Raw genomic sequence first — 15,068 nt, 5'->3', positions numbered from 1 at the left:
ATTTTGGCGGCAAGGATTGGCTTATGAAGCTGCTAGTAGCGTATTAGATTTTGCTTTTTTGCAGCAAGAAATGCCGGAAATTATCTCTTTTACCGCTAAAATTAATCGTCCCTCTGAAAATTTGATGAAAAAATTAACTATGGAAAAAGATGCGCATAATTTTTTACATCCGGCGTTACCATCGGCTCATCCCTTACATGAACATATTCTTTATCGGCTCAATCAGCAGCAGTGGTTAAAAAATAGCACTAATTGACAGCTAAACTATTTCGTTAGACTTAATTCGCCTGCTATTCCAGCAGGCGAGGTGGCGTTATTTAAGCCTAATTTGTTGGTGAATAATACGCTGTATTTCATCTTTTATATGAAGCTTTTATTTTTTTAATTTGATGACGTTATCATTATAGCCTGCGCCATTTGGGCCTTCTAATTCAGTGATCTGTTTATCCAGTTGGTGGTGTTTTTCAAATAGTGATTGGAAGCGTGGATTAAAACGTTTTAGGTGAGACAATAACTCATGATCGGACAATAACATATAACCTCCGGCAAAATTATTGAGGGTCAATTTAAGTATAACAATAATTAAAATTTAACAACAGCGAACACAATAATTTACATTGTGATATGTTATATATAATCATTTGATTTTTAATAATATTTACAAATTAATTGGTTGTTTTACTCTTTACGATTTTTTACTTTTTGACACGACAGTTATACTAAAAAGATGTTTGCATTAGCTAAGCATAAAAATTATTGTTATCAGTTATAGTTAATATCACTTTTATCACTATTTATAAAGTAGGATGTGGCAATGAATAAATATACCTTTCCATTACTGGCGATGCTCCTAACGACATCTTATGCGATGGCAAATGATAATCTGTCCAAAATAGCACCATACCCGTCCGCAGCAAAAGGGATGCTCCGCTATGTTATTCAGCTCGACAAAAAACCGAATGAAAATAATTTTATGGTAGAACTGGTTATTGGTAAATCAATGCTGGTTGATTGCAATCAGCATTGGTTTGGCGGGGATTTTGAGAAAAAAGAACTTAAAGGTTGGGGCTATGACCTTTATGAATTAAAAAAAGTATCCGGTCCTGCAGCAACCTTAATGGCTTGCCCAGATAAAAAGCAATCCAAGAAGTTTGTTACCACTCATCTCGGGGAAGGCAATAATATCGTTCGCTATAATAGTAAATTACCGATAGTGGTATATGTTCCAAACGATATGGCAGTTAAATATCGCGTGTGGTCAGCACCAGAAGAACTTAACAGTGCGAAGATCAAATAACGGTTTAATTTAACCAATAAGCCATCTCCTGTGAGATGGCTAGTTGTGTGCTTGGTTTATTTTAGCGAGCGACTAAAACAGTCATTTTTGCATGACGAACAATGCTAGCTGCGGTTGATCCTAGCAGGTAACTGGTAGAATTGGGGCTATGAGAGCCAATAAGAATTAAATCGGCGTCAATATGGCTTTGTTGAATAAATCGAACTTTTAGGTGATTGGCGGAGCTGATCGCTAAATTCGTTTCAACATCAGGTCCCCATGGCAAAGCAAAAGTTTAAAATTACCAACTGGCCCGCGTACAACAAGGCACTCAGACAACGCGGTTCCCTGACGGTCTGGCTTGATGAGTCGGCCATCGCTGGATGGACTGACAGTTCTTCGCCTGAAGGTCGTGGCCGGCCGCTTTACTACAGCGATATGGCTGTTACCACTGTCCTGATGATGAAGCGTGTGTTTAACCTGTCGCTCCGGGCATTACAGGGCTTCGTTGATTCGATTTTTAAACTCATGTCTTTGCCGCTGTGCTGTCCGGACTACTCGCTGGTCAGCAGACGAGCAAAGAGCGTCAACATCAGCATAAAAACGCCAACGCGTGGTGAAATCTCGCATCTGGTCATCGACAGTACCGGTCTGAAGGTCTTTGGCGAAGGTGAATGGAAAGTCAGGCAGCATGGGGCTGACAGACGAAGAGTGTGGCGCAAGCTTCATCTGGCAGCAGACAGTGTGAATCATGAGATTATCTGTGCCGACTTATCGCTCAGCGGAACGACAGATGCGCAGGCACTGCCGGGCCTGATTAACCAAACCCACCGGAAAATCAGGGAAGTGTCAGCAGACGGTGCTTATCACGCCTGTTACTGCCACGATGCGTTGCTAAGAAAGAAAATCAGGCCCCTTATCTCGCCGCGAAGCGGAGCGAAATACTGGCCGGACAAGCACCATGAACGTAACCATGCGGTGGCGAATCAGCGTCTGAGCAGGAGTAATGATATGTGGAAAAAGAAAGTGGGTTATCACCGGCGTTCAGTGGCAGAAACAGCGATGTTCCGCATAAAAACTTTGCTGGGTGGCCATCTGAGCCGGCGTGACTATGAGGCTCAGGTAGGTGAAGCAATGGCGATGGTCAAAGCGCTGAACCGTATGACGTTGTTGGGTATGCCACACAGCGTCAGGATCGGATAACAGCTGTAGCAGAGGGAGCCATCCTGGCGGCTAATTCTGATTTATTCAACAAAGCCCCGAAAAAGGTATTACTGGGCGTTATCAAGCTGGATTTTTCCCTATCATGATGTTTGGTTTGCCTGGTGCGGCATTGGCCATTTATCAGTGTGCTCGTCCTGAAAATAAAGCAAAAGTCGCAGGTATCATGATGGAAGGTGCTTTCGCCGCCTTTTTTACTGGGATCACTGAGCCGCTCGAATTCTCATTCATGTTTGTGGCGCCGGTTCTTTATGTCATTCATGCTCTATTAACTGGATTTTCTGTTTATATTGCAGCTGCAATGCACTGGATATCGGGTTTTGGTTTTAGTGCTGGTTTAGTCGATATGTTACTGCAGAGTCGTAACCCATTAGCAGTGCATTGGTATATGTTGATTTTCCAAGGGATACTTTTCTTTTGTTTATACTATGTCATATTTCGCGTTGTGATTAATAAGTTCAATTTAATGACTTCAGGTCGTGAAATAATAAACGACTATCAAGCCGTTGATGATTATGACAAAGATATCACCACCAGTGCTAAGGATATTACCCATGAAGCATACCAATATCTTGCGGCGGTGGGCGGAACCGATAATTTAACAGTAATCGATGCCTGTATTACTCGTTTCCGTTTAGGTGTAAAAGCTGTTGATATTGTTAATGATAACTTGGTAAAAAAACTGGGTGCATCAGGCATCATTCGTTTAAATAAACATAGTGTGCAAATTATTGTTGGAACCAGGGCAGAAATGATTGCTGAAGCAATGAAAAAAATTGCTGCACGAGAAGTTGTTTCACCGTTAAATTTTGTTGGGAAAGATAATCGACAGTCAGCAGTAAAAGTAAAAAATAAGCATGTGGGGCAAACAATTTTAACGCTGGTGGCACCGGTTAGTGGTGAAATTTATTCCCTTGATGAAGTTCCGGATGAAGCTTTTGCTAGCCGCATTGTCGGTGATGGTTTAGCGATTAAGCCAACGAGTGGTGAGGTATTAGCGCCTGTATCCGGTAAGATTGTGAAAATTTTTGCTACCAATCATGCTTTCTGCATCGAGACAAATGAAGGTGTTGAAGTGATCGTTCACATGGGTATTGATACTGTAACGTTAAAAGGGCAGGGTTGTGAGCGTTTAGTTGAAGAAAATAGTGATGTAAAGGTAGGTCAGCCTATCCTGAAATTAGATCTCGATTATTTGGAGCAGCATGCTAAGTCAATGATAAGTCCAGTCGTTATCATTAATATTGATGATTATCAGGGATTGACAATAGTCGCAACTGGTGAAGTAATCGCTGGAGTAACACCAATTTATGATGTATTGAAATAATGTGTTTTATCATTATGATTTGATATGATAACCATATAATTAATAATGAATAAAAACGGGAAGGGTTATGAACCTCCCGTTTTCCTTTATGAGCTTTTTATTGATTAAATAAAGCCTAATAATATATGTTAATAAACGGTTGTTTCTAATTCGGATATCGTAGATGATAAAAGCGTTATTAACATGCTTTTGCATTGAGGAACTATGACAATGAATGAGGCAGATACTCGCCCAACAAATTTCATTCGCCAGATTATTGAAGAAGATTTGGCTACAGGTAAGCATACTCATGTATATACCCGTTTTCCACCTGAACCTAATGGTTATTTACATATTGGTCATGCCAAATCAATCTGTTTGAATTTTGGTATTGCAGAGGATTATCAGGGTCAATGCAATTTGCGTTTTGATGATACTAATCCAGTTAAAGAAGATGTTGAATATGTTAATTCCATTCAAGAAGATGTGAAATGGTTAGGGTTTAATTGGAGTGGTAACGTAAAATATTCGTCAGATTATTTTGGTGACCTATATCAATATGCTATTGAGCTGATTAAAAAAGGCTTAGCTTATGTTGATGAATTAAGTCCCGATGCTATTCGTGAATATCGCGGAACTTTAAAGCAGCCAGGTAAAAATAGTCCATATCGTGATCGCACTATTGAGCAGAATTTGCAGCTATTTGACAAGATGCGAGCGGGTGGATTTGAAGAAGGAAAGGCCTGTCTACGTGCTAAAATTGATATGTCATCCTCTTTTATTGTCATGCGCGATCCGGTGTTATATCGAATAAAATATGCTGAACACCACCAATCTGGTAATAAATGGTGTATTTATCCAATGTATGATTTTACTCATTGTATTTCGGACGCATTGGAGGGGATTACCCACTCACTTTGTACCCTGGAATTTCAAGATAATCGCCGATTATATGATTGGGTATTAGATAATATTACTATTGATTGTCATCCAAGACAGTATGAGTTTTCGCGTCTAAATCTTGCCTATACGTTGATGTCAAAACGTAAACTAAATCAGTTAGTGGCGGAGAATAGGGTTGAAAACTGGGATGATCCCAGAATGCCAACCATTTCAGGTTTACGTCGTCGTGGTTATACGGCAGCGTCGATTCGTGAATTTTGTCGGCGTATTGGCGTGACTAAGCAAGATAATACTGTTGAAATGGCAGCATTGGAATCTTGTATTCGTGATGATCTAAATGAAAATTCACCACGGGCAATGGCGGTCTTAGATCCCATAAAGTTAGTGATTGAAAATATGTCTGCTGATGAGCAAATGCTGACGATGTATAATCACCCTAATAAACCTGAGATGGGCGCTCGACAAGTGCCATTTAGTCGGGAACTTTATATCGATCGAGCTGATTTTCGTGAAGAAGCTAATCGGCAATATAAGCGCTTAGTTTTGGGTAAAGAAGTGCGTTTACGAAATGCTTATATTGTACAAGCTAATCGGGTTGATAAAGATGCAGAAGGCAACATTACCACGATTTATTGTACTTATGATGCTGATACATTAAATAAAGATCCTGCTGATGGACGTAAAGTCACAGGGGTTATCCATTGGGTCAGTGCATCACATGCCTTGCCAGCAGAGATCCGATTGTATGATCGCTTATGTATTGTGCCTAATCCTGCCGCAGAAGAGGACTTTTTAGCTACCATTAATCCTGATTCTTTAGTAATTCGCTATGGGTTTGTTGAACCAAGTTTAATTACCGCGCAACCGGGAAAAGCTTATCAGTTTGAACGCGAGGGTTATTTTTGTGCAGATAGCCATGATCATACAGCTAAGCATCTGGTATTTAATCGCACTGTAGGCTTAAGAGATAGTTGGGCAAAAATAGCAAGCTAAGAAATTACCCCGTTAAGAGTTATGGTAAAAAGCGTGGTTTATAGCCACGCTTTTTATTAAAAAATATCGTCATTATTGTTCACGAGATATTTTTATTAACAGAAAAATGGCTTTCTGTTATAAATTTTTATTCGTTTAGAGCAAGTCAAAAAAATATGTAGTCAATATCCTTATCAAAAAAATCAATTGGTTACTAACAAGGATGTTATATCATGCTTAAGTTTATTAATTCATCTATTCCAATAGAAAAAGCGGTTTTACAAGCAGAACTGCAAACGATATCACCTAAGATCAATTTCACCTGTCCATTGGCTTTGTTGAATAAATCGAACTTTTAGGTGATTGGCGGAGCTGATCGCTAAATTCGTTTCAACATCAGGTCCCCATGGCAAAGCAAAAGTTTAAAATTACCAACTGGCCCGCGTACAACAAGGCACTCAGACAACGCGGTTCCCTGACGGTCTGGCTTGATGAGTCGGCCATCGCTGGATGGACTGACAGTTCTTCGCCTGAAGGTCGTGGCCGGCCGCTTTACTACAGCGATATGGCTGTTACCACTGTCCTGATGATGAAGCGTGTGTTTAACCTGTCGCTCCGGGCATTACAGGGCTTCGTTGATTCGATTTTTAAACTCATGTCTTTGCCGCTGTGCTGTCCGGACTACTCGCTGGTCAGCAGACGAGCAAAGAGCGTCAACATCAGCATAAAAACGCCAACGCGTGGTGAAATCTCGCATCTGGTCATCGACAGTACCGGTCTGAAGGTCTTTGGCGAAGGTGAAAGGAAAGTCAGGCAGCATGGGGCTGACAGACGAAGAGTGTGGCGCAAGCTTCATCTGGCAGCAGACAGTGTGACTCATGAGATTATCTGTGCCGACTTATCGCTCAGCGGAACGACAGATGCGCAGGCACTGCCGGGCCTGATTAACCAAACCCACCGGAAAATCAGGGAAGTGTTAGCAGACGGTGCTTATGACGCCTGTTACTGCCACGACGCGTTGCTAAGAAAGAAAATCAGGCCCCTTATCCCGCCGCGAAGCGGAGCGAAATACTGGCCGGACAAGTACCATGAACGTAACCATGCGGTGGCGAATCAGCGTCTGAGCAGGAGTAATGATATGTGGAAAAAGAAAGTGGGTTATCACCGGCGTTCAGTGGCAGAAACAGCGATGTTCCGCATAAAAACTTTGCTGGGTGGCCATCTGAGGCTGCGTGACTATGAGGCTCAGGTAGGTGAAGCAATGGCGATGGTCAAAGCGCTGAACCGTATGACGTTGTTGGGTATGCCACACAGCGTCAGGATCGGATAACAGCTGTAGCAGAGGGAGCCATCCTGTCGGCTAATTCTGATTTATTCAACAAAGCCCCAACATTATTGAATGATTAGACATAGTATATTCCTTTTTAAATGCCTGTAGAAATAAATGGGTTTTTACAACTGATTTTAATTATTAGTCTTTAAAGTTTTTTGGGCTTTGTTGAATAAATCGAACTTTTAGGTGATTGGCGGAGCTGATCGCTAAATTCGTTTCAACATCAGGTCCCCATGGCAAAGCAAAAGTTTAAAATTACCAACTGGCCCGCGTACAACAAGGCACTCAGACAACGCGGTTCCCTGACGGTCTGGCTTGATGAGTCGGCCATCGCTGGATGGACTGACAGTTCTTCGCCTGAAGGTCGTGGCCGGCCGCTTTACTACAGCGATATGGCTGTTACCACTGTCCTGATGATGAAGCGTGTGTTTAACCTGTCGCTCCGGGCATTACAGGGCTTCGTTGATTCGATTTTTAAACTCATGTCTTTGCCGCTGTGCTGTCCGGACTACTCGCTGGTCAGCAGACGAGCAAAGAGCGTCAACATCAGCATAAAAACGCCAACGCGTGGTGAAATCTCGCATCTGGTCATCGACAGTACCGGTCTGAAGCTCTTTGGCGAAGGTGAATGGAAAGTCAGGCAGCATGGGGCTGACAGACGAAGAGTGTGGCGCAAGCTTCATCTGGCAGCAGACAGTGTGACTCATGAGATTATCTGTGCCGACTTATCGCTCAGCGGAACGACAGATGCGCAGGCACTGCCGGGCCTGATTAACCAAACCCACCGGAAAATCACGGAAGTGTCAGCAGACGGTGCTTATGACGCCTGTTACTGCCACGATGCGTTGCTAAGAAAGAAAATCAGGCCCCTTATCCCGCCGCGAAGCGGAGCGAAATACTGGCCGGACAAGTACCATGAACGTAACCATGCGGTGGCGAATCAGCGTCTGAGCAGGAGTAATGATATGTGGAAAAAGAAAGTGGGTTATCACCGGCGTTCAGTGGCAGAAACAGCGATGTTCCGCATAAAAACTTTGCTGGGTGGCCATCTGAGCCTGCGTGACTATGAGGCTCAGGTAGGTGAAGCAATGGCGATGGTCAAAGCGCTGAACCGTATGACGTTGTTGGGTATGCCACACAGCGTCAGGATCGGATAACAGGTGTAGCAGAGGGAGCCATCCTGGCGGCTAATTCTGATTTATTCAACAAAGCCAGTTTTTTGAAAAAAATAAAACATTGCAAGAATATAATAAAAAAATATTAATGAAATAACCAAAAGGTAATTATCTTAAATAAAAAACACATTGAATTTTATAATTTTAAATTCAATAGTATTAAATTTTATGATTATAAAAAAATTAATAATATAAAGGTCACCAGTTTTATATTTTAATTTCAATATTATTTAGTTATATTGATTTTGTTGATAGAATGTTCAAGTTTAGCTAGTTTCTACCGAAATTGTTGTATATGTCATGATTTCATTGATAGAGATTACTATAATGGGGATGCTTTTCTAATAAAAATTCTCTAAGGACACACAATGGATGAAAAATTAAAACAAAGTGCGCTAGATTTTCATGAGTTTCCCCAACCAGGTAAAATTGAAGTTACACCGACTAAGCCATTAACGGTACAACGAGATCTGGCCCTCGCATATTCTCCCGGTGTTGCTTATCCTTGCCTTGAAATCGCAGCTAATCCTTTGACCGCTTACAAATATACAGCTAAGGCTCATTTAGTGGCCGTAGTTTCTAATGGTACCGCAGTGTTAGGACTGGGAAATATTGGCGCTTTGGCTGGTAAACCGGTTATGGAAGGAAAAGGTGTTTTATTTAAAAAGTTTTCCGGCATTGATGTATTTGATATTGAAATAGACGAATCTAACCCGGATAAACTGATCGATGTTATTGCCGCATTGGAGCCAACTTTTGGCGGAATCAATTTGGAAGATATTAAAGCACCAGAATGTTTCTATATTGAGAAAAAACTGCGTGAAAAAATGCAAATTCCTGTTTTCCATGATGATCAGCATGGTACTGCCATTATTTCAACCGCCGCAATATTGAATGGTTTACGCATTGTTAATAAAAAAATTGACCAGGTTCGATTAGTTGTTTCAGGTGCAGGTGCTGCTTCTATCGCCTGCATGAATTTATTGGTTGCATTAGGTCTTAATCGTAGCAATATTATTGTCTGTGACTCAAAAGGCGTTATTTATCGTGGCCGCGATGAAGTGATGGATGAAACTAAAGCCGCTTATGCAATTGAAGATAATGGTTTACGTACTCTAGCGGATGTTATCTCAGGCGCGGACATTTTCTTAGGCTGCTCAGCGCCGGGTGTGTTGACTGCGGAAATGGTAAAATCGATGGCTAATGCACCACTTATCTTAGCATTAGCCAATCCGGAGCCAGAAATTCTTCCTTCAATAGCAAAAGCAGCACGGCATGATGCGATTATCTGCACTGGGCGTTCTGACTATCCTAATCAGGTAAACAATGTACTCTGTTTTCCTTTTATCTTTCGCGGCGCGCTGGATGTTGGGGCAACCACGATTAATGAAGAGATGAAACTAGCCTGTGTTCAGGCAATTGCTGATTTGGCATTAGCCGAGCAGAATGACGTTGTTGTCTCCGCTTACGGTGATCAGGAGTTAAAATTTGGTGCAGATTATATTATCCCAAAACCTTTTGATCCGCGCTTAATTGTTAAAATTGCGCCAGCAGTCGCTAAAGCGGCAATGGAATCTGGTGTAGCAACACGACCAATTACAGATTTTGATTCTTATATAGAAAAACTTAATGAGTTTGTCTATAGCACCCACCTATTTATGAAGCCGATTTTTTCTCTGGCCCGCAAAGAAAAAAAACGGATTGTATTAGCAGAAGGTGAGGAAGAACGAATATTGCATGCAACCCAAGAATTAGTATCCTTAGGTTTGGCTTATCCGATTTTAATTGGTCGATCCAGTGTGATTGAAAAGCGAATTGAAAAGCTTGGGTTACAAATTAAAATTGGTGAAGATTTTGAGTTGATTAACAATGAAAATTATCCGCGTTTTAAAACCTATTGGCAACAATATTATCAATTAATGAAACGCCATGGTGTTTCGCAGGAAATGGCGCGTAGAGAAGTGATCAATAACCCAACCTTAATTGGTGCGCTGATGATCCGCCAAGGTGAAGCCTATGGCATGATTTGTGGTACTGTTGGTAGTTATAATCAACATTTTACCATTATAAAAAATGTGCTTGGCTTCCGGCAGAATAGTTCAGTAGCGGGTGCAATGAATGCCCTGATGTTGCCAACTGGCAATACTTTTATTGCAGATACCTATGTGAATGATAATCCAACCCCTGAGGAGCTGGCGGAACTTACCTTAATGGCGGCACAGGCGGTAAGGCGTTTTGGTATTGAGCCTAAAGTGGCACTATTATCTCGTTCAAGTTTTGGTTCTGCAGACTGTCCATCAGCACAAAAAATGCGTAAAACATTGGCATTAGTCAAACGTACCGATCCTGAGTTGGAAATTGATGGGGAAATGCATGGCGATGCAGCATTAGTTGAAAACATTAGGCGAGATATTATGCCGGATAGTACATTAAAAGGATCAGCTAATTTGCTGATTATGCCTAATATGGAAGCTGCGCGTATTAGTTATAACTTACTTCGTGTTACCAGTTCTAATGGTGTCACTGTGGGGCCGGTATTAATGGGAGTAGCAAAACCAGTACATATATTAACACCGATTGTATCGGTACGACGTATCGTTAATATGGTTGCGCTAGCTGCTGCGGAAGCACAAACTAAACCATTATAGAGGCTTTGTTGAATAAATCAGAATTAGCCGACAGGATGGCTCCCTCTGCTACAGCTGTTATCCGATCCTGACGCTGTGTGGCATACCCAACAACGTCATACGGTTCAGCGCTTTGACCATCGCCATTGCTTCACCTACCTGAGCCTCATAGTCACGCAGGCTCAGATGGCCACCCAGCAAAGTTTTTATGCGGAACATCGCTGTTTCTGCCACTGAACGCCGTTGATAACCCACTTTCTTTTTCCACATATCATTACTCCTGCTCAGACGCTGATTCGCCACCGCATGGTTACGTTCATGGTACTTGTCCGGCCAGTATTTCGCTCCGCTTCGCGGCGGGATAAGGGGCCTGATTTTCTTTCTTAGCAACGCATCGTGGCAGTAACAGGCGTCATAAGCACCGTCTGCTGACACTTCCCTGATTTTCCGGTGGGTTTGGTTAATCAGGCCCGGCAGTGCCTGCGCATCTGTCGTTCCGCTGAGCGATAAGTCGGCACAGATAATCTCATGAGTCACACTGTCTGCTGCCAGATGAAGCTTGCGCCACACTCTTCGTCTGTCAGCCCCATGCTGCCTGACTTTCCATTCACCTTCGCCAAAGACCTTCAGACCGGTACTGTCGATGACCAGATGCGAGATTTCACCACGCGTTGGCGTTTTTATGCTGATGTTGACGCTCTTTGCTCGTCTGCTGACCAGCGAGTAGTCCGGACAGCACAGCGGCAAAGACATGAGTTTAAAAATCGAATCAACGAAGCCCTGTAATGCCCGGAGCGACAGGTTAAACACACGCTTCATCATCAGGACAGTGGTAACAGCCATATCGCTGTAGTAAAGCGGCCGGCCACGACCTTCAGGCGAAGAACTGTCAGTCCATCCAGCGATGGCCGACTCATCAAGCCAGACCGTCAGGGAACCGCGTTGTCTGAGTGCCTTGTTGTACGCGGGCCAGTTGGTAATTTTAAACTTTTGCTTTGCCATGGGGACCTGATGTTGAAACGAATTTAGCGATCAGCTCCGCCAATCACCTAAAAGTTCGATTTATTCAACAAAGCCCATTATAGAATAACACTAACCATAAATTTGGGCTTCTGTTACTCACAACAAGAGAGGTTTTTTATATTATGGCAAGATAAAATATAGCCGTTAATTTTGTTGATTAATTGTTTAAATATTTATTTAAAATAGTTGTTTTATCTATTAGTATCATAGGCCTTTATTTATTAATTTTGGGTTATTAAATAACTAAAAATTTGCCAACAGGATGTTCTAATAAATATGCAATTAACTCAGCGCTTTTTCTATCGATATTTGAACATTATACTATTGATATCATTATTAAATATGATGGCGTTTACCAGTTTGGCAGGAGAAAAAATGATAATTCCAATGGCAGAAAAGCAACCACACAAAATGGTTTTACATGGTGATAGCCGCATGGATAATTATTATTGGCTACGTGATGATACGAGAAAAAATAAAAAAGTTATCAAATACTTGACTGATGAAAATCAATATACCAATGCGGTATTAAAGTCTGGCACCGTATTAAGAGAGCAATTATTTGGCGAGATGGTGGCTTGTATGGAGCAGCAAGATCAATCGGTGCCTTATACCTATAATGGTTATATTTATCGTACCCTTTATCAAGAAGGTAAAGATTATCCTGTTTATCAACGTAAACCTGTCAACAAAAATAGTAATTGGCAGATATTAGTTGATGGTAATGAACGTGCTAAGGGCCATCAATTTTATACCTTGGGTGGTATTGCTGTTATCTGAAGATAATAATCATTTGGCAATTGTCGAAGATTTTCAAGGTCGTCGTCAGTTTGAGGTTTCATTTAGACAGTTAGCTAGTAAAAAATGGCAGAATGCAGTAATTAAAAATACCTCTGGTAATATTGTATGGTCTAATGATAATCAAACTCTCTATTATATTCGTAACCACCCACAGACATTATTACCTTATCAAGTATATTGTCATCAATATGGATTAGAGGGGGGTTGAAGATAAAAAAGTTTATCAGGAGAATGATGACCGATTTTACTTGAGCATGACAAAAAGTAGCTCAAAAGCGTATATTCTACTAGCAATTAGTAGTACAGAAACATCTGAATATCGATTAATCGATGCTAATAACCCCGCTGAATCACTTAAAATATTTTCCCCTCGCCAAACGGGACGTGAGTACGATTTAGATCATTTTCGTGATAATTTTTATATTCGCTCTAACCATCAATTGGAGCAATTTGGGTTATATGCTACTCAATCAATTGACCAGCCCTGGCAAACAATTATTTCACCGAATAAAGAGACTGATTTAGAAAATTTTGCGCTTTTTAACCGTTGGTTGGTTGTTGCAGAGCGGCATAATGGCTTAGTTAATATTCGACAGATAGATTGGCAGACCAAACAGCAAAAAATAGTTCAATTTGATGAAGCGGTATATAGTGCCTGGATTGATTATAATCCAGAGCCTGATAGCGAGACTTTACGTTATGGTTATTCTTCACTAACTACCCCAATATCTGTTATGCAGATAAATATGCTAACTGGACAGCGTGAATTGCTAAAACAATAACAAGTCAATGGATTTGATAAATCACTTTATACCAGTGAACGTATCTGGGTTCAGGTAAAAGATGGCACTAAAGTGCCAGTTTCGTTGGTATATCGTAAAGATCGATGGCAAAAAAGCAAAAATCCGATTTTGATTGATGGCTATGGTGCTTATGGTATCAATGTGGATCCGGTTTTTAGTTCACCGCGTTTGAGTTTATTGGATAGGGGATTTGTCTATGCAATAGTGCATGTTCGTGGTGGCGGCGATTTAGGCAAAGCCTGGTATCAACAAGGGAAGGTTGAAAATAAAGCCAATAGTTTTAGTGATTTTATTGATGCAACCAAAATATTGATTGCAAAGGGGTATAGTGATCCCAAACGGGTATATGCAATGGGTGGAAGTGCTTGTGGTTTATTGATGGCGGCGGTAATTAACCAGGCACCGGAACTCTATCGAGGCGTTGTCGCTCAAGTTCCTTTTGTCGATGTCGTGACAACCATGCTTGATCCTTCTATTCCATTAACAACTGGTGAATATGATGAATGGGGTGATCCCGCTGCGCAGGACGCTTATTTTCGACTAAAATAAAATCTTACAGTCCCTATGACAATATTAAATCTCAACGTTACCCTAATTTATTGGTTACGACGGGGTTATATGATTCGGCTTTGTTGAATAAATCGAACTTTTAGGTGATTGGCGGAGCTGATCGCTAAATTCGTTTCAACATCAGGTCCCCATGGCAAAGCAAAAGTTTAAAATTACCAACTGGCCCGCGTACAACAAGGCACTCAGACAACGTGGTTCCCTGACGGTCTGGCTTGATGAGTCGGCCATCGCTGGATGGACTGACAGTTCTTCGCCTGAAGGTCGTGGCCGGCCGCTTTACTACAGCGATATGGCTGTTACCACTATCCTGATGATGAAGCGTGTGTTTAACCTGTCGCTCCGGGCATTACAGGGCTTCGTTGATTCGATTTTTAAACTCATGTCTTAGCCGCTGTGCTGTCCGGACTACTAGCTGGTCAGCAGACGAGCAAAGAGCGTCAACATCAGCATAAAAACGCCAACGCGTGGTGAAATCTCGCATCTGGTCATCGACAGTACCGGTCTGAAGGTCTTTGGCGAAGGTGAATGGAAAGTCAGGCAGCATGGGGCTGACAGACGAAGAGTGTGGCGCAAGCTTCATCTGGCAGCAGACAGTGTGACTCATGAGATTATCTGTGCCGACTTATCGCTCAGCGGAACGACAGATGCGCAGGCACTGCCGGGCCTGATTAACCAAACCCACCGGAAAATCAGGGAAGTGTCAGCAGACGGTGCTTATGACGCCTGTTACTGCCACGATGCGTTGCTAAGAAAGAAAATCAGGCCCCTTATCCCGCCGCGAAGCGGAGCGAAATACTGGCCGGACAAGTACCATGAACGTAACCATGCGGTGGCGAATCAGCGTCTGAGCAGGAGTAATGATATGTGGAAAAAGAAAGTGGGTTATCACCGGCGTTCAGTGGCAGAAACAGCGATGTTCCGCATAAAAACTTTGCTGGGTGGCCATCTGAGGCTGCGTGACTATGAGGCTCAGGTAGGTGAAGCAATGGCGATGGTCAAAGCGCTGAACCGTATGACGTTGTTGGGTATGCCACACAGCGTCAGGATCGGATAACAGC

9 protein-coding genes and 4 pseudogenes are annotated in these 15,068 nt (G+C 42.1%); 10 read left to right on the top strand and 3 right to left on the bottom strand.

Annotated elements, in window-relative coordinates:
- The first annotated feature begins 16 nt into the window (after positions 1-16).
- Complete coding sequence (locus tag E3U36_RS13495) at positions 17-256, top strand: GNAT family N-acetyltransferase (protein WP_439647267.1); 240 nt, start codon at positions 17-19, stop codon at positions 254-256.
- A 117-nt stretch (positions 257-373) separates the two neighbouring features.
- On the opposite strand, the gene E3U36_RS10230 is transcribed toward E3U36_RS13495, so the two are convergent.
- Positions 374-535, bottom strand: a complete 162-nt coding sequence (locus E3U36_RS10230) for a DUF465 domain-containing protein (protein WP_180816454.1) — start codon at positions 533-535, stop codon at positions 374-376.
- Between the two features lie 279 nt (positions 536-814).
- Here E3U36_RS10230 and eco point away from each other — a divergent pair, with 279 nt between their 5' ends.
- Positions 815-1,297 carry a serine protease inhibitor ecotin gene (gene eco, locus E3U36_RS10225; RefSeq protein WP_180817631.1) on the top strand — a complete coding sequence of 161 codons (483 nt, stop codon included), beginning with the start codon at positions 815-817 and terminating at the stop codon, positions 1,295-1,297.
- Between the two features lie 61 nt (positions 1,298-1,358).
- On the opposite strand, the pseudogene E3U36_RS12815 reads toward eco, so the two are convergent.
- Positions 1,359-1,478: pseudogene (locus E3U36_RS12815) on the bottom strand (universal stress protein); the annotation flags it as partial.
- 77 nt (positions 1,479-1,555) lie between these two features.
- Here E3U36_RS12815 and E3U36_RS10215 point away from each other — a divergent pair.
- From E3U36_RS10215 to E3U36_RS10190, 6 genes and pseudogenes are all read left to right on the top strand, one after another.
- Complete coding sequence (locus tag E3U36_RS10215; RefSeq protein ID WP_180816452.1) at positions 1,556-2,479, top strand: IS5 family transposase; 924 nt, start codon at positions 1,556-1,558, stop codon at positions 2,477-2,479.
- 64 nt (positions 2,480-2,543) lie between these two features.
- A pseudogene (locus E3U36_RS10210) lies at positions 2,544-3,824 on the top strand (glucose PTS transporter subunit IIA); the annotation flags it as partial.
- Positions 3,825-4,034: 210 nt separating this feature from the next.
- On the top strand, positions 4,035-5,699 hold the full coding sequence (gene glnS, locus E3U36_RS10205; protein ID WP_180817630.1) for a glutamine--tRNA ligase: 1,665 nt from the start codon (positions 4,035-4,037) through the stop codon (positions 5,697-5,699).
- Positions 5,700-6,084: 385 nt separating this feature from the next.
- Positions 6,085-7,008: an IS5 family transposase gene (locus tag E3U36_RS10200; RefSeq protein WP_180816450.1), complete on the top strand. Its 924-nt coding sequence runs from the start codon at positions 6,085-6,087 to the stop codon at positions 7,006-7,008.
- Positions 7,009-7,244: 236 nt separating this feature from the next.
- Positions 7,245-8,168: an IS5 family transposase gene (locus tag E3U36_RS10195; protein WP_180816449.1), complete on the top strand. Its 924-nt coding sequence runs from the start codon at positions 7,245-7,247 to the stop codon at positions 8,166-8,168.
- Between the two features lie 386 nt (positions 8,169-8,554).
- Complete coding sequence (locus E3U36_RS10190; RefSeq protein ID WP_180816448.1) at positions 8,555-10,834, top strand: NADP-dependent malic enzyme; 2,280 nt, start codon at positions 8,555-8,557, stop codon at positions 10,832-10,834.
- 57 nt (positions 10,835-10,891) lie between these two features.
- On the opposite strand, the gene E3U36_RS10185 is transcribed toward E3U36_RS10190, so the two are convergent.
- Positions 10,892-11,815: an IS5 family transposase gene (locus tag E3U36_RS10185; protein WP_180816253.1), complete on the bottom strand. Its 924-nt coding sequence runs from the start codon at positions 11,813-11,815 to the stop codon at positions 10,892-10,894.
- A 396-nt stretch (positions 11,816-12,211) separates the two neighbouring features.
- On the opposite strand from E3U36_RS10185, the pseudogene E3U36_RS10180 reads away from it, so the two are divergent.
- A pseudogene (locus E3U36_RS10180) lies at positions 12,212-14,066 on the top strand (S9 family peptidase); the annotation flags it as partial.
- A gap of 74 nt (positions 14,067-14,140) precedes the next feature.
- A pseudogene (locus E3U36_RS10175) lies at positions 14,141-15,064 on the top strand (IS5 family transposase).
- Positions 15,065-15,068 lie beyond the last annotated feature (4 nt).

It is taken from the genome of Arsenophonus endosymbiont of Aphis craccivora (genome assembly GCF_013460135.1).
Lineage (GTDB): Bacteria > Pseudomonadota > Gammaproteobacteria > Enterobacterales > Enterobacteriaceae > Arsenophonus > Arsenophonus nilaparvatae.
This window is presented reverse-complemented; position numbering and strand designations above follow the sequence as displayed.